The sequence below is a fragment of the Limnobacter sp. genome (assembly GCF_043511195.1).
In the GTDB taxonomy this organism is placed as follows: Bacteria; Pseudomonadota; Gammaproteobacteria; order Burkholderiales; family Burkholderiaceae_B; genus Limnobacter.
In genome coordinates, this window is sequence record NZ_CP121330.1 from 1,710,340 (window position 1) to 1,731,301 (window position 20,962).

Below are 20,962 nucleotides of genomic sequence, written 5' to 3' on the forward strand. Positions count from 1 at the left end.
GTTCAGGCCACACTGACCGGAATTTTCCCGATCTTGGCTTGCCATTCTTTGGGGCCGGTGTTGTGCACAGAAATACCGGTGCTGTCTACCGCGACAGTGACTGGCATGTCCTTGATCTCAAACTCGTAAATGGCTTCCATGCCCAAGTCTTCAAAGCCCACCACTTTTGCATTGGTAATGGCCTTGGACACCAGGTAGGCTGCCCCGCCCACAGCCATCAGGTAGGCTGATTTGTTGTCGCGAATTGCTTCAATGGCAACAGGGCCACGCTCGGCCTTGCCAATCATTGCGATCAGGCCCGTTTTCTCCAGCATCATGCGGGTGAACTTGTCCATGCGGGTGGCGGTGGTGGGGCCTGCTGGGCCCACAGCCTCGTCGCGCACGGGGTCGACTGGGCCCACGTAGTAAATCACGCGGTTGGTGAAGTCCACGGGTAGCTTTTCGCCTTTTTGCAGCATGTCGGCAATTCGCTTGTGGGCAGCATCGCGGCCAGTCAGCATTTTGCCGTTCAACAACAGGGTTTGACCAGGCTTCCAGCTTGCCACTTCCGCGGGGGTCAGCGTGTCCAGGTTCACACGTTTGCTTTTCTCGGTATCGGCTTTCCAACTGACCTGCGGCCAATCGGCCAGGTTGGGCACTTCCAGTTTGGCTGGGCCGTCACCATGCAAATGGAAATGCACGTGGCGTGTGGCCGCACAGTTGGGGATCATGGCGATGGGCAAAGAAGCAGCGTGAGTGGGGTAGTCCAGAATTTTTACATCGAGCACGGTAGTCAGGCCACCCAAGCCTTGCGCGCCAATGCCCAGAGAGTTTACTTTGTCGTACAGCTCCAGGCGCAGTTCTTCGATGCGGTTGTTGGGGCCACGTTCAAGCAACTCATGAATATCGCAAGGGGCCATCAGGCTTTCTTTGGCCAGCAACATTGCCTTCTCGGGCGTACCACCAATACCAATGCCCAAAATACCGGGTGGGCACCAGCCTGCGCCCATGGTGGGCACGGTTTTCAATACCCAGTCCACGATTGAATCGGATGGGTTCAACATGACCATTTTTGATTTGTTTTCGGAACCGCCGCCTTTGGCCGCGCAAATGACTTCCACACCATCGCCGGGCACAATTTCGTAATGAATTACGGCGGGTGTGTTGTCTTTGGAGTTTTTGCGCGCACCAGCGGGGTCGAGCAGTACCGAGGCGCGCAGCTTGTTGTCAGGGTGCAGGTAGGCACGGCGAACACCTTCATTGACCATGTCCGTCACACTCATCGTGGACTCCCAACGCACATTCATGCCCACTTTTAAAAACACCACCGAAATGCCGGTGTCCTGGCAAATTGGGCGCTTGCCCTCGGCACACATGCGGCTGTTGGTCAGGATTTGCGCAATCGCGTCTTTTGCGGCTTCACTTTCCTCGCGCTCGTAGGCTTTGCCCAAAGCCTGAATATAGTCGAGCGGGTGGTAGTACGAAATGTACTGGAAGGCATCGGCGATTGAGCTGATGAAGTCTTCTTGCTTGATGGTGTTCATAAACAACTCCTGCTTTCAATGGTGTGCCGTTGGCTTATTTTAAATGGCTTTTGGTGGGTACGGATTGGTGCAGCAATTTATCACAGTACGCAATTGCCACAGCCGAAAGCAAAAAGATGACATGGATGGAAGCCTGCGCAATGATGGTTTTTTCATCGTATTGCTCTGCGTTGATAAACGTTTTCAGCAGGTGAATGGACGAAATGCCGATGATGGCCATTGCCAGTTTCACTTTCAATACTGAGGCATTGACATGATCCAGCCACTCGGGTTGGTCAGGGTGGTTCTCTAGATGCATTCGACTGACAAACGTTTCATATCCACCCACGATCACCATAATCAGCAGGTTGGAAATCATGACCACGTCGATCAAACCCAGCACGATCAGCATGATGCCGGCCTCGGTCAAGGTGTGCTCAATTGCACCGCCTACCAAATGCCACAACTCAATTAAAAAATGATAAACATAAACACCTTGGGCAATGATCAAACCCAGGTAGAGCGGCAGTTGTAGCCAACGACTCATGAAAATAAGGCGGGCAAGGGCAGGTGGCTTCGGTTTGTATTGTTCCATTTTGAGACAAGTGTGCAGTGCAGCAATGGTTGAAGGGATGATGGCGCAAACTATAGCAGAACCAAGCTACACCGACGTAGCCGATACCCAGCTGGAATGCAAATTGCTGTGGTGCGCCATGGTGTAAGGTGAGAGTAAGAGCTTTTGCCTATTGTTTATGCAACCTAAATTAATAGAAAATCAAGTAACTCTTGGAGGACAGGATGTCATCGATCGAATCAGTGTCACACGAAACGCGTGTGTTTGAGCCCAGTGCCGACTGGCAGCGCAGCGCCACGATTGGCGGTATGGACGCCTACAACGCCTTGTGCAAGGAAGCTGAAACGGATTTCGAAGGTTTTTGGGCGCGTTTGGCCAAAGAGAACCTGCAATTTTCCAAGGCCTATGACAAGGTGCTGGATGAATCCACGCCCCCGTTTTACAAGTGGTTCACCGGCGGCGAATTGAATGTGTCGGCCAACTGCCTGGACAAAAATATCGAAGCTGGCCTGGGCGACAAAGTGGCCTTGATTTTCGAAGCCGATGGTGGCGAAGTCACCAAGGTGACCTACAAAGAACTGCTGGGCAAGGTAAGCCGCATTGCCAATGGCCTGAAAGGCCTGGGCGTGAAAAAAGGTGACCGCGTTGTTATCTACATGCCCATGAGTGTTGAAGGTGTGGCTGCCATGCAGGCTTGTGCGCGAATTGGTGCCACGCATTCGGTGGTGTTTGGCGGTTTTTCAGCCAAAGCCTTGCAAGATCGCATTGTGGATACTGGCGCTGTGGCTGTGTTCACTGCGGACCAGCAAGTGCGCGGTGGTAAACAGTTGCCACTGAAGGCGATTGTGGATGAAGCCCTGAGCCTGGGCGGCTGCGAGGCTGTCAAGAATGTGATTGTGTACAAGCGCACTGGTGCCGATGTTGGCATGCAGGGCGGCCGTGATGTTTACCTGCACGATTTGGCAGACAAGCAAAGCGATGTGTGCGCGCCTGAAATGGTCGATTCCGAGCACCCGCTGTTCATTCTTTACACGTCTGGTTCAACCGGCAAGCCAAAGGGCGTGCAGCACAGTTCGGCAGGTTACCTGCTGTGGGCTGCATTGACCATGAAGTGGACGTTCGATATCAAGCCCAACGATGTGTTCTGGTGCACGGCCGACATCGGCTGGATTACCGGCCACACCTACATTACCTATGGCCCCTTGGCTGTGGGCGCCACGCAAATTGTGTTTGAAGGTGTGCCCACTTACCCCAATGCTGGTCGATTCTGGGAAATGATTCAGCGTCACAGCGCGACAATTTTCTACACTGCACCCACCGCGATTCGTTCGCTGATCAAGGCGTGTGAGGCCGATGAGAAAGTGCATCCCAAGAGCTATGATCTTTCAAGCCTGCGCTTGATGGGTTCGGTGGGCGAGCCGATCAACCCGGAAGCCTGGATGTGGTACTACAAAAATGTGGGTGGCGAGAAGTGCCCAATCGTGGACACCTTCTGGCAAACCGAAACCGGTGGCCACATGATTACACCATTGCCAGGCGCCACACCGCTGGTGCCCGGTTCGTGCACCTTGCCGCTGCCCGGTATTATGGCCGCTGTGGTGGATGAAGTGGGTGGCGATTTGCCCAATGGGCAAGGTGGTATTTTGGTGGTGAAACGCCCATGGCCTGCCATGATTCGTACCATTTGGGGCGACCCTGAGCGATTCAAGAAAAGCTATTTCCCTGAAGAGCTGGGTGGGAAATTGTACCTGGCCGGTGATGGCGCAGTACGCGACAAAACCAGCGGCAACTTCACGATCATGGGTCGTATTGACGACGTTCTGAATGTATCGGGCCACCGCATGGGCACCATGGAAATTGAAAGTTCACTGGTCGCCAATGAATTGGTGGCGGAGGCCGCAGTGGTGGGCCGCCCTGATGATTTGACCGGTGAAGCGATTGTGGCTTTTGTGGTGTTGAAAGGCGATCGACCAACGGGTGAGGCCGGGCAAAAACTGGCCATGGACCTGCGCAACTGGGTGGGCAAAGACATTGGCCCAATTGCCAAGCCCAAGGAAATCCGTTTTGGCGACAATCTGCCGAAAACACGTTCAGGCAAGATCATGCGTCGCTTGTTGCGCAGTTTGGCCAAAGGCGAGCAAATTACGCAAGATACCTCCACTTTGGAAAACCCTGCCATTCTGGATCAACTGGGCAAACCCAACTGATCGGCCCGGCTCTCTCCGTGAACGGGGAATTGTGGGCTTTCATCAAAACCAGTTTCACTTCGGTGGGCTGGTTTTTTTCGTTTGAAGGAATCGAGGCGCCAGGAGTGCATTCATGAGTTTTACGCTCAGCCTGACCCGGTTTTTCTCAGTGCTTACCTTCGGCTTTTTGGTGTGCATTGCGGGTGCCGCCATCATGGAAGACTATGGAATTGGTCGCCAGTGGATTGGTTACTTTTTCATCTTCATTACCTTGGGTGCCTATGCGGTCATCGGCTTGCTTAGCCGAACCTCGGACATGCATGAATACTTTGTGGCCTCGCGCACGGTACCTGCCGTGTACAACGGCATGGCCACCGCAGCTGACTGGATGAGTGCTGCGTCTTTTCTTGGTGTTGCCGGTACCCTTTTTTACAGTGGATTTGAAGCCTTGGCTTTGCTGGTTGGGTGGACTGGTGGCTTTGTGTTGATCGCCTTGCTGATTGCGCCCTACCTGCGCAAGTTTGCATTTTTCTCGGTGGGCGATTTTTTGGCAGCGCGCTACGCAGGGGCCGACAAGGGCAGGGCAGTCAGGTTGATCTGCGTGCTGGTGACCGTCAGTATTTCTTTCGTGTATGTGATTGCGCAAATCTATGCTGTGGGATTGATCACATCGCGTTTCGCTGGCGTTGAATTTGGCATTGGTGTTTTCTTCGGACTTGCCGGTATTTTGGTGTGTTCATTTTTAGGCGGAATGCGTGCAGTAACCTGGACAGCGGTTGCGCAATACATTGTCATGATTGTTGCGATGATGGTGAGTGTGGTCGCCTTGATCGGGTTCACCGGTCAGGGCAGTAGCGAGCGTTTTGTAGACGGCGGACCCACCAGTTTCCCAGAGTATGTGCGAGCCCAGGAACGCAAGTTTTTTGCCGACCCGGCAGAAGCGGAAGTGCGCAGTGTTTATTTGCGGGAAGCGGATCGTTATCAGTTGTTGATCGACACCTTGCCTTCGTCGTGGGCAGAGGGGTATGAAGCACGCCGTAAGAACCTGGAATTGGCCCGCTACGATGGATCGACGTTTCAGGAAATCAAAGCTGCTGAAAGGGTATTGAGCGGTTTCCCCAGGGATCCTCAAGCTGCCAAGCTCAAATGGAGTCAGGAAAAGCAGCGTTACCTGGACAAAGTGAAGGCGAGTGTGCCGCATTTTGGTTCAGTGAACGATGATTCCGGCTTGTCCAATACCAAGGCCTTGGTCAGTTTTCTGGCGGTGGCTTTTACGTTGATGTGTGGCACGGTGGCCTTGCCCCACATCATCATGCGTTTTTACACCACGCCAAATGCATCGCAAACCCGTTGGTCGGTGGTGGTTGCTTTGGGCTGCATTTTGGTGATTTACCTGGCTTCACCCTGGTTAAGCGTGATCGCCAAAGTGGTGGTCTATGAAAACCTAGTGGGTTTGAGTTACAACGAAATTCCCAACTGGATTGCGGCATGGTCAAGGGTAATGCCGGGCCTGGCTACTTTGCAGGATGTGAATCAGGATGGGGTGGTTCAGTTTGCGGAAATTGGTCTGAGCCCGGATATTTTGGTGTTGATTACGCCCGAAATTGCTGGCATGCCATTTTTTCTCTCGGGGCTGATTGCGGCAGGTGGTTTGGCTGCGGCATTGTCGACGGCTGATGGCTTGCTGCTGGCCATTGCGGGCAGCCTGTCGCACGACTTGTACTACCGCGTGCTTGACCCTGAGGCGACCGCACAACGCCGTGTAACCATGTCAAAAATTGCGCTGTTGAGTGCTGCGTTGATGGCCGCGTGGATCACCAGCCTGCAACCCGGCAATATTGTGGTGCTGGTGGGTTCGGCTTTTGCCTTGGCGGCTTCAAGTCTGTTTGTGCCTTTGGTAGCGGGTATTTTCTGGAGTGGTGCCACGCGCAGGGGAGCCCTGTGGGCCATGGGCACCGGGTTTGTCAGTTCCAGCCTGTGTTTGGCATTGACCAATGCGTCGTTCATGGCTTTGTTTAACCTGGATGCGGTGCAAATTGTTGGCTTAAGCGGTGTGGCCAGTGGCGTGTTTACGATTCCGCTGAGCGCTTTGGCCATGGTGGTGGCCTCGCTGGCTGGTGGGCGCAAAGACGAAGCGCCCGGTGTAATGCGTGTGCTGCGCGTGCCTGAATCTGAATGAAATGTTTAATGCGATGAGAATGCACTGGATACCCAAGGGGATTCTTTGCTATACTCTCGCGCTTACCGCGGAGAGATGGATGAGTGGTTTAAGTCGCACGCCTGGAAAGCGTGTATAGGTTCATAGCCTATCGGGGGTTCGAATCCCCCTCTCTCCGCCAAATCAACAACTTACGCATGTTTTTTGCTACTAGATTAAACTGCATGCGACTACAAACTACATTACTTTTTGCGTCAATTGTGCCAAAAGTGTGACAAATTCAACTGTATGCTACGTCGAACAAAAAGTCGAGCTTACGTTATCCACGATAAAAATTCTCGGTTGAGTGATGCTGGTTCGGTTTGTCCTAGTACAGCTGTAAGTTCATCATATTCGTACCTTACAACTTCGATCGAAGCCTTACGTAAGTCTTGAATCTCTGGGGTTATTTGGTCTGGGAGAATTGCGCGAGTTGTTTATTTACAAAATGACTTGGACGCCATCCAGCGAAAAGTTTCTCAATAATGAAATTGTCAAACAAACCGAACGGTATGCTCGCACTCGGCATAGTTGTATCCAACCCCATTGAGAACAAATAGCGGACGGTTTTTGTCGGGGTTTTTTGTATCCAGTCTACCGAGTTTGCACTGGCCAAGTACTCCCGAATTAGTCCCTCATCAGGGTTTGTAGACTTTAACCAGTCTTTAAATTTTGATGCCTTTCCTAATAGTCGAATAAACTCATCAAACGTTCGTTGACCGGAGTCGATGATCTCCGCAAGACTTGGCGTATCAGGAAGGACAATCTCTTTAAATTGTTGAAGGGATTGCTGATTTATGTTTGCTCGTCTTAGAAGTTCCGCATGGCGCAGCATCACCACATCAGAGTTTTGTTTTGAAGTAATAAAATCACCTCCATAGTGTGCTGCCAATACTAAATCAGCGCGTACATCTTGAAGCGCGGTCAATAAATGACTTGCAGTTATTGGGTCAAGATCACCTAATTTCACTCGGTTTGCGTTGATTGCTTCAAAATTAATGTCAGTCAAAACATTCAGACCAAGATCCGACTTGATCACTTTAAATTTGAGTGTTTCTCCCGGATCATAGCCCCCTGGTGTGCTTGTAATGATCGATCTAGCAGCCTTTTTGGCATACTCAGAATCAAGTAAGTCTTCTGCTGCAGCTTTGGGTACTCCAGCTTTGATAAAGTGTGAGCCCGAAAACGCCCTTACCGGTGCTATTTTTAAGAAGGCTTTAGAAAAATGTTTTGCAGTTGTTTTTTCAATCCCGATCCTTCTCAAATCGTATTGAAGGCGATCTATGGTTGTGGGAAATTCAAGTTCTTTATGTCCTGCTAATGTTATTGCAACGTAATTGTGAATTTGAAATACACCTAACTGCTCAGTTTTTGTCCCAAGAGTCTCCTCACAGTACACCGCACTTACATCGTGTCTACGCAATAATGAGAGCGTCGAATTTATGCCTATTTGTTTCAACAACTGAATCAGTGTTCCTGGGCATAGTACAAGATGAACTTTTTGATAATAAAGTAACGCTTCTGCGATGTGACCGGCAGAAATATTTTGACCAATTTCAGATTTACGTAAAACGATACTTTCAAACATCAGTAGATCTCTTGTTTTCGGCTATGCGTGGTTTATGAGCCATTTTTTTGATCATTTTTCAGAAGAACTTTCAATTTCTGATCTTCATTTACAACGACCGTCTGAAACAAAATGTCGTCTTTGGGATTGATTGCTTTGTCAACTTGAATGATCAATTCTTTGCCGTTGACCGTTTGCATGGAAGTTTGTTTCTCTGGTGGGTATTGGTTAACGATTTGTTGGGCAGTCGAAACATCACCTAAGAAACCAACCAGGCGGTAGTTATGATTCCATTCCAAAGCCCAGCCCCAGCATTCTGCATTCGGATGTTTTTTAATACATACCTTGAAGAATTCGTCAGCGGGTGTGGCGATTAGCCTTATATCCCAGTCGGCGATTGTCTTCGCAAATGCAATTTGTGTTTCATTTCCCCAGTTCGATTTAATTGCATATTGAAGGGGATGGAATCCACCCTTGAAAGGATAACCTCGGCCGATATTTGAATCGTACGTAAGCATATAAAAGAACCCTTGAAGATGCATATGAGCTAGCTCAAAAGCTCTTCCTTGGTCAATTTGAGGTGGACTTATAAAATTGAACGATAGTGTACCGGTATAGAATTTACGTATAACGCTGATCGATTCTTTGCTTTCTGCAACGGTGCGCTTAGTTCTTCGGCTGATCGCATTTTTTGCTCTGCGTTGCGCTTCAGCTAATAGTAGCGGGCTGTCGTGAGCGAATTTTCCTGATGCATCAGGCTGCATCGTTATGGCCGATATATCATTCTCCAAATCTGATTTTTTTGCATTGCAAGCGAGACAGGAATTTAAAATCAAGTTCCATGACTGATTCATTGAATTTTTAGGAACGAACCGTCTTCCAATCACGTGCTCAATGTTGAACCCTTTAGGTTTTAGCTGGACATAGCAATAAGGGCACACGACATTTCTTAGAACTGTCGCAACATCACCCCTAAAATGAGACTCCTCTGGCATGCAACCTCACATATCTACTTTCGCTAAATTCAAGCATCGCAAGTTGGCTTTTAGCGGAATTAGCTTTGATAAATGGTCAGGTTTGGTGATTTCTCATCTAGCCCAAACCAATTAGCGAACTGATAGTTCAATGTTTTTTCCAGTCCTTGCCAGCATGTCGACAAGTGCGTCAATGGTGAACTTCATAGATTTTTTATTGATCACATCTGACACGCGTGGACGTGATACTCCAAGAATTTCAGCGGCCTCAATTTGTTTTAGCTGATTGTCGTCAATCCACTTCGCCAGTTCACCCATTAACGAATTTTTGATTGCCAGCTTCTCGGAAATGATCCGCTGAGAGTTTGCTTTCAGGACGGAAGACTGTTCTGGACTGAATCCCAAATCCGCAAATACATTACCACCTGCTGGTGTGACATGTGCTGAGTTAGTTTCGATTGTCATTTTGATTTCCTTTCTGCCAAAACTGCTCGGTATCTGGCCGATGCAATGTCCTTGTCTTTCTTCGAAGTGGTCGACGTCTTCTTCCTGAAACAATGCAGCACGTAAACAGCCTCCGGGAACTTCGCTACGTACATTACCCTGAACCACCCATCATCTAGGTTAATTCGAATTTCTTTGGTCCCGGCTCCGACAACATCGAATGGCTTCCAATCGTCCGGGTCGAGTCCTGCTTGAATCAGGCTTAGTTGGTGGCCAGCTTCCTTCCGAGCGCTCTCAGTGAAGACAGCGTTGTCCTTGATGTCCGTAAGTGAGGAACCACGCCAGTCAATTGGTTTTTCATTCATTAAACACTTCTTCCTAGTGTATCAAATTTTATACATATTGCAAGATGCATCTAAATTGCTATCGTTTTTTAATCTCAGATAATTCATAAGTAAAGTGTTATCAAAAGCCTCAACGATCGTTGCCCCGAACCTGTATTGCATTGCCTCCTTACCGCAATTCTTCCAGTATCCGGTAGGCCAAGTTGTCCCCTCAATAGCGGTGTTCATCACGGCATGAGTTTCTTCCTTGGCCAGCTGTTCAGCAATCTGATCTCCGTTTTCAATTAGGTCGAGGATTCGCTCGCGTGATCGAATTGAAATGAACCAGGTGATCAGGAGGAATGCATCCTTCTTTGCGTTATCCTCAAGAACTTTAATGGATGCGAGGTCTAAGGGCCAGGTGATTGGATCGTGTATGGTTAGGAGAACGGATCGCATCTGCTTTGCTTGGTCGCTACTTCCCAGTGCAATTTCTACACAGCGTTTTGTAGCAGAAGTAAGTGCATCTTGACGTTTTTGCATTCTAATTTCTCCAGTTTGCTAAATATCGGGTTATTTCATTTCGTACTATCAAATAAATCTCGCGAGAATTCACCCAAAAAGGCCGTTTTTTCGCGGGAATCCCGCGACTCTTTTCTTTCTCAAATCATGCAAAAACTGGTTTAGCGAGAAATGTGCAAAAAAGCGGCTGTTTTTCGCGGGATTTCCGCGATTTCTTCATTCTCTGAAAATTTCACGGAAAACTCTCGCCGCGATGAAAGCAGTAACAACGATCTCCCAGCTAAGGCCGAGCCATTCAAAAGCTGAATTCATATCACCTTCTCAAAAAACTATCCAATTTGTCGGTTTGTTTGGATATTGGATCTGTCTTGAATCTACTACCAGTTTTCTTTCGAATTCGAATGCTTCTTTATACGAATGACAGGATCTGATGATGTGTCCGTCAAGCAGGACATCATAAACTCTCCACTTTTGAGAATGTTGCATTTGCCCCGATGTGTAGTTTTCTTCATTGTGTGCGTCGTGCGTAAACGAAAAACTCTCTTGCCTTATTCTGGCGATAATTTGGGTGTCCATGTTCGTTCCTGTGATTAAAAAGATTTCACCTTAACTGAATTCTGGAGCCTGTCAAATTAATATTAATTTTTAATAATTATTAAAATTGGCTATTTATGCTGAGTAGTTTTATAGATGTTTGTGATTAAGTATTATTTTTATTGATGCATACTTTTTTATTGATGCTTGACGGATAGATAATTATTTATTACTGTATTGACAGGGTTGGTTTTTGTGTTATACCCACAGATTTTTTGATGCTGTCAGACATTTTTCTGACCGGTGACCAAGGTGAAAACCCTCGGCGTGTCGAGGCCGCAGGCTCGAATTTCAATTACCACTGTGGTGGTCTTTAGCAACTTTAGTTGTGCACTATTCGGCCTTGGCCGCATTTCAATGCGATCAAGGCCACAGCCGCGATCGCTTCTTTCGGCGATCAGCATAAACCACGGTGCCAATGTTCACGAGAACATTGGCATCTCGTGGTCCTCATGATGCAACGCATGCAGACGTGGCCGCTTTTGCTTTTTGCGCACGAAAAATTACGGAACGCACCCGAGTGCATCCGGAATTTTTTGCCCGCAAATAAGCACATCGCTGTAGTCGCGTCACTTTTATTTTCGCGCAGCGAAAAAAAGTGACGCGACGCAGATTGCGCCGCGCCACCGCGCCAGCTCTTGCTGAGCGCGGTCAGACGAAAAGTGACGCGCGAGTTTTCGCGCCCGCTTTTCGCAATTCAGGCCGCTTTTTTAGCAGCCTTGTGCCAATCCGGCACACCCCAACTCGATCAGGAAAGGGTCCATCCCACCTGGTTGCCTATCTCGCTTTTTGTGAGATTTCTACTGCGTCCATTCGCATTTTTCGACCACCGGAGGAGGTCATTTTTAAGCGCAATTTTGCGTCAAGCAACCGTGCCAAGCACGAATGTCAGGCCAAGGAGGAGGTGGCCAAAGTAGTTGTGGAACCGCTGGTTTTAAAAAAACCGGTGCCGAGTTTCCCCGGATGGGGCTTTTTTGCAATAGGCAGAAAAGTTCGGACGATTTTAACAATTTGAAAATCGGACACGACCACAAATACATGCCCCCGCGCGAGATCACAAGGTAAGCGCCGCACATTTTCTCCAAGTAAGTCGTTTTTTGGTGGTCGAGGCCACGATTGGGGGGAGTGTTCGTGTCTAGTTTTTAAATTAATGATCGAATATGTTGAGGGGTTAAGATTAAGTGGTAAATGAAAAGAAAATGTCTTTAGCGAAAAGCGCCAAGGAGCTTGCGAGAGCTGCGGGTGGCTCTCACTCGACCGTGGACGCGCGAACCAGAATTATTATGCAGCTAGTTAATAATCTGAAGTTCGAACAAAATATACAAATTCGAAACATCTCTCAGCTAAAAGAAAAAAATATTGAGAATTGGTTGAGAAGTGGTCGAGAAAAAGGATTATCTCCCAGAACTTTACAAAATCGGCTCACGTCAGTCCGAGCGGTTTTGAAAGCGGCGGAGCGGTATGACACCATTTCCAGACTTGAAAATACAGCAAAAAAAGTTGGTTTTGCCGGGGCCTCCCGTGACGGTGTTCGAAAGCCACCTTCCGATCAGCAAATAAATCTGATGCTCTCTAAAGTGAATCATCAAGGTGTTCGTCTCTGTTTGGAAATGATGAATGAGTTTGGTTTGAGGCAGAAAGAGGCTGTTATGTCCGCCGCCTCCCTTGAGAAATGGCTCCGGGACATAACCAATGATCGTCATGGTCGTTTTCAGCTTATCCAGGGATCAAAGGGGGGAAGGCCCCGCGAGATTTGGCCCAATAATCCTCAGTATGCCTCCGCATTGGTTTCGAGGGCTATTGAGTATGCCCGCCAGAACGACGGGAAGCTGGTAGCTGGCGATTTAAAACGGGCGTTGGGGAAATTCAATAGGGAGAGCGCGAATGCTGGTTTCAAGGGGATCCACAGTCCCCATAGCCTTCGCTACGCCTTCGCGCAAAGAACGATCAGCCGCGTAACAGAGCAAGGCTGGGATAAGCGCTTGGCTTTGTCTTTTACCTCTCAAGTCTTGGGGCATGGGGACGGGCGGGGACGATGGATCGAGCAGGTGTATTCGAGGAGCTAATCCTGGTCGTACCAGTCAATTTGTGGGGGGTTGCGTGGATTCAAAAGTATGTTTTCCTATTCATACCTTTCAATTAGCTAAAGGATTTGAAATGCAAATTTTTAGATATTGCTTCGTTCCCCTGTTGTTTCTTGCTGGTGCGTGCGGGGAGAAAGTAGCCGACCTTTCTGAAGTGAAAACTGAACAAGTGATAGACAAGAAGCAAGCGGCAGCATTGAAGGCTATTAAGGAATATGAGGATTATTTAAAGAGCGACCAATACAAAATTGACCAGGAAAAGAAGCGGGCGCGGGTTGAGGCCCAGCGCCAACGGATGCGGGAATTTATGGAATATGACCCTGCTCAGACGAAAAAATCACAAGGAACTGAATAATGAAGAAATTGAACGTTTTTGTGTTGTCCGCCTTGACATTGGCTGCTGTGGCTTGTGGGGGTGGTGGCGACGGTTCTTCGCCAGGTATTGGAAGTGGGGCACAGGTAAACCTTTCGGAATATCGGTTAGATAGCAACAATAATCTTTTTTTGAATCGAAACAATGGGGAAAAGGTTTCTGGAATTGTCCTCAAAGAATTCCTTATTCAAGGGCAGGGCGTAAGCGGGAAAGGACTAGGTACGCCTTTTGACAGTGGTGTGCTTCAGGGTGACAGCGAAACGCTGGGAATTGCTCACTACCTGGTTCGAACCTTCGAGTTTGCACAGGCGAATTTTCCGAATACATTCTCGAACTCCCCGAATTGCGAAGCTGGGGGACCAAAGGCATTACCTGTGACCGTGACGGATGAAAACATGTCTGGTAGTTATAACAACGGAGACAGTGTAAACACTGGCACTTGCTCAAACTCAGATAACACACTTCAGTTTTTAGGTGGCTATGGCGTATCCGATCTCGCGTTTACCGGTACGGTTGCAGTGAATTCGGTTTACACGATTGGCGGAACATTCTTCACTGCTGGTGTGACTTCAGTGGGCAATGATTTCCAGATCGAAAGCACAGAGTCAGGGGCGGTTGGCATCACATCGGATGCAAGCAACGAAAAGATTGTAGAGTTCACTGGTAGTTATGGCACTGATTATTCGAACCTTGTTGGTGGTAGCTTCCAGCGGGTAGCGGGTAGTAGTCATCAAAATCGATCTATCACAGTGACCTACATGCCGGGAAGCACCTACCAGGTAGAGGGTGGTTACGATTTTGTTGGCAACTTTGATGCCGTGTTCAACCAAACGAATTCATCTTTCGAGTTCGGGGTTCGTAATTTTGATATTAGCGGTTCCGCACTGGATGGGGATGTGGACACTGGTTCGTTCGAGGTCAACGGTGCCGGAAACACAAAGCTTGTATTCACTATTCGCAATGACGGAACATTGATTTTTACTGCAGATGAGGACGGAAATGGCTCGGTGGATTTCACTAGCACACCTGTGCAGGTAAATACGGTTCTTCAAAACTTCACATTTTGAGGAGTGGTACTCGTTCATGTAAATGTCGAGCGCGTTTGCAAAACGCGCAAGCTGTTCACCTTGACTGCGTCCGATATCGTTTCTTAGTGATTCCTGTTGGACATAAAGCGTAGGCGGAGGTGTTAGCCATAGCAATAGTGGAGGTCAGAGCAACATTAGCAAAGGTAGAACCGGCGATTTTTCGCAGCATAGTGCGATTAAATCTATGTTCAAAATTTAAATTTGTCACGGGTGTGGCTTGTTATTTTTATATTCGTGTTGGGGTGAATGTGACGAAGCACGACCGCGAGTACGGTCACGGTCTGGAATTAGGGAGTGAGCGGTATGCGAGGCGCTTGGTCAGCTCGGGTATTAACGAACGAGGTTTAAATTTAATAGGTTTTTGCAAAAAATAAAGATCTACATTTTTAGCTTTGTGGCTCAATTGTTGTTGTTGAATAACTAAGTTTTAATTTCCAGCATGTTTGTGTAATGCTTGGTTAACAGTTGAAAAGATTAAATTAAAAATGTTTTCCGTAAGATTAGAATAAATGAATATCACTGTTGTGGTTAGCTAAATCAAATTATGTTGCTATTTGGAGTTCTTGATGTCCCTAAATATTTTCACCGGTGAGGTTGAGCGATTCCTCTTGACACCCAAACCAGAAGTTTTAGTTATTCGGGGGGAGTGGGGGATCGGCAAAACCTTCAGTTGGAAGAAACATATTCAGAGGATGGCGAAGTCTGGCTTGCCCACTAGCCGGTACTCTTACGTCACGCTGTTCGGTGTGAATTCCCTTAACGATTTAAAATTTCTAATTTTTCAGCAGAGCATATCAAACGAGACCGTTGGCACAGTAGCAAGCATCGAGTCCTTTAAGGAAAACGCTTCTGGGTTCTCAGAATCCTATGGTCGCAAAGGATTAGGAATTTTTGAAAAGCTCCCTTATGTTAGGGATTTTGTAACCGAAATTCGTTCCCTGGCTTTTTTGTCATTGAAAAACACTTTAGTTTGTCTTGACGATGTCGAAAGAAAGGGAAAGGATCTGGAACTACGAGAGATATTGGGGGTAGTCTCTCAGCTGAAAGAGGAGAAGGGCTGTAAGGTAGTGTTAATAATGAATCAGTCTGGGTTGGACCAAGAAAATGAAAAACAGTTTGAGAAGTATCGAGAGAAAGTCGTTGATGTAGAAATTACTTTTGCACCGACGACTCAAGAGTGCGCTTCGATTGGACTCGACGAGTTAGACGACTTGGACTCCAAATTAAAGCCGCTTGTGATAAAGCTTGGCATAAGAAATATTCGAATAATCTCAAGAATCAAACGATTAATACGTATCATTGCACCGCATCTGACTTCTTTTGAACCGGAAGTATTGCGCCAAGCAATCCATACCTTAACTGTCTTTACGTGGTGCTATTTGTCGGACGATTCCACATCTCCTAATTTCGAGTTTGTAAAGAGGGGTAGACTTGGACTTTTGGGACTAAACAATGATAAATCGACACCAGAACAAAAGGCATGGAGAAGCCTTTTACATGAATACGGCCTCATTACCATTGATGAATTCGATTTGGTGATTGCGGAAATTGTAGAGGCTGGGTACGTGAATGTTGAAAAGCTAAGTAGATCTGCAGCCACACTCAATCAACAAGTAGTTGCAGATAAGGGCGATAAGTCCTTTGGTGAGGCGTGGCGTTTGTATCATGATTCTTTTGACAATAATCAAGAGCAAGTCATAGCGATGATTTTTGAAAGGTTTAAGGAGAACGTAAAGTTCATCACCCCGCTCAATCTAAATGGCACCGTGACCCTTCTGAGAGAATTGAAGCGTGGTGATTTAGCGGACCAATGTATTGATCACTACGTCTTCCATAGAAAGGATCAACCCACACTGTTTGACCTAGATAACTATGCGTTTGCTGCAGACATAACAGACTCAACCATCATCGAACGATTTGGAAAGGAAATCGTTTCTTGCGAGCCTACACTACCCCTTCGAGATGTTGTGGCTCGAATATCCAGCATACGAGGATGGGGAAAGAAGGATATTGATGTCATGTCATCGGCTACAGAGAATGACTACTATGAATTATTCAAGTCTGAGAAAGGTGAACATCTTAGAAGTTATGTTAAAGCGTGCATTCAGTTCACCCAAATTGCTGGTGTTGGGGAGAGGGAGCGACTAATTTCAACTACAGCATTAGCAGCGTTGAAGAGAATCGCATCTGAAAGTGAAATTAATAGAAGGCGTGTCGCAAGTTATGGAGTTGAAGTTGATGCAACATAACTAGGTGTTCAAGGCGGATTAAGCAGACTGTGCTGCTACCGCTCCGCTGCTTCATCGCTTACTTTTCGTTAGAGGCTAAAAACTATGTTGCCCATCTTCGTCTGAAATTCATATTCCGATGATTGGTACGTGGAAATGGAGCAAGTCTGATTACGACACACCGCTTTTGTTTCACTTGCATGGAGTAAAGGCTAGTCTGAAGCTAGATGACTACGACGCTGGAAAACGTGATCGAGGGATGGTCTGGGACGCGCATCTGCTTTTGGAATTCACCAATCCACTTCCAGAGCTTGTCCGTGGGCTGAGGACCTCTGGAAAGCTAGCCCAGCGCGCGGCAGAAGAAATTTATGGTTACTACTTGCAGGTCCACGATCAATTCGAGGGAGTCTTACGTACTGCTGGCGGTGTTACCAACTTGATGCAGCAAGCTCCCATGTCGATTGAGGGCTTTTTCGAGAAAGAAGGAATCGGACGGAAGGGCTGTCAATGGTGTTTGGAAGGCGAGAAGCCGAAAACATTTTCGCCCAAAATCACCAAGAACCGCCGAAGCTTGAACCCACTTTTTCGCAGTGACCAAATAATTTCGAGAACGAAATGGCAGCGCCTCCAACTTGCCATCGACAATCAAGACTTTCCTGCACCCGAGATGCTAGAGTTGCTGCGAATTCGGTCACAATTGCAGTGGCGGCAGAAGAAGATACCAACCATCGAGGCAGCCATTCTGGTCGAAACACTATTGCGTGAATATGCCGAGAAGGTGCTTCTATCACTCGGCTTTAGCAAGAACCGAGTTAAAGCGCTTCGGGATGAACTAACATTCAATACGTTTCTCAATATTGTATTGCCCTTGTCACTGACACGCAGCGAGGCAAAAAGGATCGAAGAGAACATTCGCAAAGTCGACGTTCTGCGTAAGGTTCGAAATGACCTCGTTCACGGAAACATTCGAGAAGAAGATATCGATGAAAACAATGTCCGTAGCGGTATAGAAGGAGCGTTGGTCGTAGTCGCCTTCATCAGAAGGAAGATCAATCGTCCCTAAACCTGTCTTGGCATGTGCGCAGAGACGGGCCGTTCCCAGCGCTTTTTGCTGACTAGAGAGAGTTTTCCACAGCCCCAAGTTGATAAGAAAAAGTAGAAAGATGATAGAAAGCGAAAAATTCCATTTTTCATCAATGAAATCAGCATCATGAAAAGGGCGGGAGGAAAGCTATACCGATAATCCGGAACGCCATACCGACGGCACGGAATGCTATACCGACGGACACGGAACGCTATACCGTTGAGTTTGGCCAGCAATCTGCTGGCCCTTTGTGGAACGCTATACCGATGGCTGGAGCCAGATGGCAAGTTGAAGTCTGCCCTTTTTGCTGTCTTCAATCTTGTGTGTTGAAATTATTTCAAGCCGCTCTAGTTCTTTACATGCGTCCGTTAGCGCCTCTCGAAACTTACGCATTGGGCTCCTGTACTGCATTTTGTCCTTTAGCCAATCGAGGGCATACCTTTGAATGGGGTCGGCCGACGTTGCTACTAGCCGTTGTATGGTTTTGGCCATATCCTTACCACGTCTTATCCGCATCCTCTTATTGAAATCAATGAGACTGTATTCTCGGTTGCCAAACATTTGCACCCATCTTGGATCCAGTTTGTAACGGTATGTCTCTGACTGATCACAGTAGCTAAACTCAGCAATGATACGAAAAGACAGAGTTTTACCGATGCTGTATCTAGTTGTTCCGTCTTTCTTCTTTGCTTCAAGGAACATTGTTGCTTCAACAAGCGCTTTGATCCGGCGATGCAACCAATCGTATTGCTGCTTTCCTGTTCCGCGTTCGAGCTTACGTAAGACCTCAGCTCGAACAATCGGCACCAATGTACCAATTGGGAAAGGTTGAGCGAAGGCAATTAGCGCCATGATTAGGTCGCCATCTGCCTCGTCGAGTTGCTCGCCGGTGTATTCGATAACGCAGTCACGTCGAGTCACCATCGTGGCTTGTCGGTGAAAAATACGCCTCCCTTTTGCTATTGGTGCGAAAAGGCTCGATCGATTCAGGTGATTCGGAAATGCTCCTAATGAAAAGCCAGGAATCCAAAGCTCACGTTGTTTCGAGCAGGCCTCTTGTTCCAAATTCTCTTCTGCGTTCTGTGACCACTGCCTCACAAGATCAAGTGTTTGAGAGAAATCATTTCTGATAGCGTGTGGCTGGTGGCTCATTGACGCACCTCATTGCGTCGCGCTATCTCCTCTGCCTTCGTTGGTCTCCCGCGCCGCTTTCCGCCCATTTTTCTAATGCGTTCATCGGGAATGGGTACTTGTCGCTTACCAGTGGTGATGTAATGAACTAGGTCAATCAAGAGTACATGAAGGCCCAACCCAGGCTCTTTACGCACCCGGATTGGAAACACTTTTCGCAGAATTTGCGCCCGGATAGTTGGTTCATTTTCCCGCAGGATATCTGCTACCTGCTTGATATTGAGTACGGGGGGATATTCTGAATAATAGTAATTTACGAGCGTTGTTAGCTCGATTTTTTCATTTTTCATGTTCTTGCCTTTTTGAGGCGGCAAGGTGCGGCTTTGCTGGTTGAGCGAGAGTGTGGCAGCACCTCGCCTGATTCTATTTTCCGCTTCTGGAGCGGGCTAAAAAGACTCAGGCGAGGCTTGAACGTGGAGGGGGTGGGTATGGGCCTTGCGCCAGGCCGAGACATCCACTGGTATCGCAGTGTAGATTATTGAATGGTGTGGATCTGGCGAAAATCCTAGGCTTAAATAATGACAAAACAAATGCTTCAAATCTACTGGCTACTCGGTTTTGTGCCTTCAGTCCTTTTTTGGAAAACAACAACCACGTAAAAAGGACGCTTGAAAAAATTACGAATGAGCAAGAAACGCTCATGTCAAAGTTCGCTGAAGACTTGGCTAGTAGCCATATCAGCCCGAGCATTGCGCCGATAGCAACCCACTGACTCACCAGCACGCCGAACACAAAAATTAATGCCCTCGCGCCGGTGCGGCCTTGCAATTTTTGCTGATCAAGAAATCGAAAACTCACTTAGCCGTTTCCAATCTGTTGGCCAGTTTTTCCGAACTCAGGTGGGTGTACCTACTTAGCATGGTCAGAGTTTTGTGCCCGCTCACGGCTGCCATGTCGAGTACTGAAAAATCTCCCCGCTCAGCAAGCCGTGAAATACCCTCATGTCGGATGTCATGGAATGTAAAGTCATCAATCTCGGCGCGCTTTCTAGCGCCGTGGAATGCGTGAAGTAAGGTCAATCGATCCACTTTAAATACCTTTCCACCCAGCGAGCGCGGTATTTTTTGCAGTGTTTGAATTGCTATTGGGGATAGTGGCACTGAGCGAGCTTCGCCATTTTTTGTATCCCTTAGCATCACAAATTTTCGTTTCCAATCTATGTCTTCCCATTGCATGCTCAATAGTTCACCCTGACGCATGCATGTTTCTCTTGCAAGGGCAACCAAAGGCCAAAGATCAGCGTTTCGACTTTTCCGGCATTCTCTCTCGAATTCTGACCATTCCGCATCAGTCAATCGACGGTCGCGACTTTTGGACTCTGCTGGCTTTCTGATTTTCAGTACTGGATTTCCGTTAGGTAAGTTAATTCCACATTCCATTTCTGCAAATCCAAGAATCTTTGAAAGTAGGTAGAGCTCCTTGCGAACGGTAGTTCCCGAAACTACTTTTAGCCGTTCGTCTCTGTATTCTGCAATCAATCTCTGATCCAGGTCAGCTACTGACTTTTCACCCAGCTTTTCTTCTAAATGTTTTGCCTGAAATTTCCAAGCCTCTTTTCCGTCGGCTCTTTTTTTGTAGTGAAATTGCGCGTATTCGTTCTTAAATCGCGTGATGAGTTGACAGAGCGTCGTTCTCTCAGCTATTTTTAAGACACGATACACTCCGCGAACCATCGACGATTCAGTGTTTGAGGCCCATGCCTCTGCTTCGATTTTAGTTTCAAACGTGGCTGACTCTGTTGGAAAACCTTTTCGTCGCACTTGAGCTTGCCATTGCCCAAACCCTCTTTTTCTGATCGTTGCCATACGCCAATCCTCAAAAAATGTGCCAAAATTGTGACATAAAATTCAAATAATTATCGTAAGTATATGATATTAAATAAAAATAAACAAACCTAAGCGCGCCTGGAAAGCGTGTATAGGTTCATAGCCTATCGGGGGTTCGAATCCCCCTCTCTCCGCCAGAAATTACAAAAAGCCTTGAACTGTGTTCAGGGCTTTTTTCATTTCAGGGCGGCAGAGAAGCAAAGTC

18 protein-coding genes and 1 tRNA gene are annotated in these 20,962 nt (G+C 47.6%); 9 read left to right on the plus strand and 10 right to left on the minus strand.

The annotated features are described in order from the left end of the window. Positions 1-2 precede the first annotated feature (2 nt). The gene (locus P0D43_RS08210; RefSeq protein WP_394672128.1) at positions 3-1,523 is read right to left on the minus strand and encodes a fumarate hydratase; all 1,521 of its coding nucleotides are present in this window, start codon (positions 1,521-1,523) and stop codon (positions 3-5) included. 34 nt (positions 1,524-1,557) lie between these two features. Next, positions 1,558-2,097: a TIGR00645 family protein gene (locus P0D43_RS08215; protein WP_159568466.1), complete on the minus strand. Its 540-nt coding sequence runs from the start codon at positions 2,095-2,097 to the stop codon at positions 1,558-1,560. 203 nt (positions 2,098-2,300) lie between these two features. Between P0D43_RS08215 and acs the strand changes: the two genes are divergently transcribed. The 3 genes from acs (at position 2,301) to P0D43_RS08230 (ending at position 6,601) form a co-directional block, all read left to right on the plus strand. Beyond that, entirely contained in the window at positions 2,301-4,283 is a 1,983-nt protein-coding gene (acs, locus tag P0D43_RS08220) for an acetate--CoA ligase (protein ID WP_159568467.1), read from the plus strand. A 112-nt stretch (positions 4,284-4,395) separates the two neighbouring features. After that, positions 4,396-6,441 carry a VC_2705 family sodium/solute symporter gene (locus P0D43_RS08225; protein ID WP_394672129.1) on the plus strand — a complete coding sequence of 682 codons (2,046 nt, stop codon included), beginning with the start codon at positions 4,396-4,398 and terminating at the stop codon, positions 6,439-6,441. A 69-nt stretch (positions 6,442-6,510) separates the two neighbouring features. Beyond that, positions 6,511-6,601: transfer RNA gene (locus P0D43_RS08230), tRNA-Ser, on the plus strand. A gap of 264 nt (positions 6,602-6,865) precedes the next feature. Here the strand turns inward: P0D43_RS08230 and P0D43_RS08235 are convergent. The 5 genes from P0D43_RS08235 to P0D43_RS08255 form a co-directional block, all read right to left on the minus strand. After that, positions 6,866-8,047: a hypothetical protein gene (locus P0D43_RS08235; RefSeq protein ID WP_394672130.1), complete on the minus strand. Its 1,182-nt coding sequence runs from the start codon at positions 8,045-8,047 to the stop codon at positions 6,866-6,868. Positions 8,048-8,079: 32 nt separating this feature from the next. Then, positions 8,080-9,021, minus strand: a complete 942-nt coding sequence (locus P0D43_RS08240) for an HNH endonuclease (RefSeq protein ID WP_394672131.1) — start codon at positions 9,019-9,021, stop codon at positions 8,080-8,082. A gap of 111 nt (positions 9,022-9,132) precedes the next feature. After that, on the minus strand, positions 9,133-9,465 hold the full coding sequence (locus P0D43_RS08245) for a helix-turn-helix domain-containing protein (RefSeq protein ID WP_394672132.1): 333 nt from the start codon (positions 9,463-9,465) through the stop codon (positions 9,133-9,135). Beyond that, the gene (locus P0D43_RS08250; protein ID WP_394672133.1) at positions 9,462-9,809 is read right to left on the minus strand and encodes a type II toxin-antitoxin system RelE/ParE family toxin; all 348 of its coding nucleotides are present in this window, start codon (positions 9,807-9,809) and stop codon (positions 9,462-9,464) included. Before P0D43_RS08250 ends, P0D43_RS08245 begins: the two co-directional genes overlap by 4 nt. Positions 9,810-9,830: 21 nt before the next feature. Beyond that, positions 9,831-10,310: a hypothetical protein gene (locus P0D43_RS08255; RefSeq protein WP_394672134.1), complete on the minus strand. Its 480-nt coding sequence runs from the start codon at positions 10,308-10,310 to the stop codon at positions 9,831-9,833. A 1,186-nt stretch (positions 10,311-11,496) separates the two neighbouring features. On the opposite strand from P0D43_RS08255, the gene P0D43_RS08260 reads away from it, so the two are divergent. From P0D43_RS08260 to P0D43_RS08285, 6 genes are all read left to right on the plus strand, one after another. Continuing rightward, the gene (locus P0D43_RS08260) at positions 11,497-11,898 is read left to right on the plus strand and encodes a hypothetical protein (protein WP_394672135.1); all 402 of its coding nucleotides are present in this window, start codon (positions 11,497-11,499) and stop codon (positions 11,896-11,898) included. 184 nt (positions 11,899-12,082) lie between these two features. Beyond that, the gene (locus tag P0D43_RS08265; protein WP_394672136.1) at positions 12,083-12,949 is read left to right on the plus strand and encodes an integrase domain-containing protein; all 867 of its coding nucleotides are present in this window, start codon (positions 12,083-12,085) and stop codon (positions 12,947-12,949) included. A 34-nt stretch (positions 12,950-12,983) separates the two neighbouring features. Further along, positions 12,984-13,322, plus strand: a complete 339-nt coding sequence (locus P0D43_RS08270; RefSeq protein ID WP_394672137.1) for a hypothetical protein — start codon at positions 12,984-12,986, stop codon at positions 13,320-13,322. Then, entirely contained in the window at positions 13,322-14,407 is a 1,086-nt protein-coding gene (locus P0D43_RS08275; RefSeq protein ID WP_394672138.1) for a hypothetical protein, read from the plus strand. The genes P0D43_RS08270 and P0D43_RS08275 overlap by 1 nt, the downstream gene beginning before the upstream one ends. A 587-nt stretch (positions 14,408-14,994) precedes the next feature. After that, positions 14,995-16,677 carry a hypothetical protein gene (locus P0D43_RS08280; protein ID WP_394672139.1) on the plus strand — a complete coding sequence of 561 codons (1,683 nt, stop codon included), beginning with the start codon at positions 14,995-14,997 and terminating at the stop codon, positions 16,675-16,677. Between the two features lie 118 nt (positions 16,678-16,795). Continuing rightward, entirely contained in the window at positions 16,796-17,719 is a 924-nt protein-coding gene (locus P0D43_RS08285) for a hypothetical protein (RefSeq protein WP_394672140.1), read from the plus strand. Between the two features lie 279 nt (positions 17,720-17,998). Here the strand turns inward: P0D43_RS08285 and P0D43_RS08290 are convergent, their stop codons facing one another. The 3 genes from P0D43_RS08290 to P0D43_RS08300 all read right to left on the minus strand — a co-directional run bounded on the left by P0D43_RS08290 (position 17,999) and on the right by P0D43_RS08300 (position 20,736). Beyond that, the gene (locus P0D43_RS08290; RefSeq protein ID WP_394672141.1) at positions 17,999-18,892 is read right to left on the minus strand and encodes a plasmid-related transcriptional repressor protein; all 894 of its coding nucleotides are present in this window, start codon (positions 18,890-18,892) and stop codon (positions 17,999-18,001) included. Further along, positions 18,889-19,221 (minus strand): hypothetical protein, encoded by a 333-nt coding sequence (locus P0D43_RS08295; RefSeq protein ID WP_394672142.1) that lies wholly within the window; start codon positions 19,219-19,221, stop codon positions 18,889-18,891. The genes P0D43_RS08290 and P0D43_RS08295 overlap by 4 nt, the downstream gene beginning before the upstream one ends. Positions 19,222-19,725: 504 nt before the next feature. Continuing rightward, positions 19,726-20,736, minus strand: a complete 1,011-nt coding sequence (locus P0D43_RS08300) for a site-specific integrase (protein ID WP_394672143.1) — start codon at positions 20,734-20,736, stop codon at positions 19,726-19,728. Positions 20,737-20,962 lie beyond the last annotated feature (226 nt).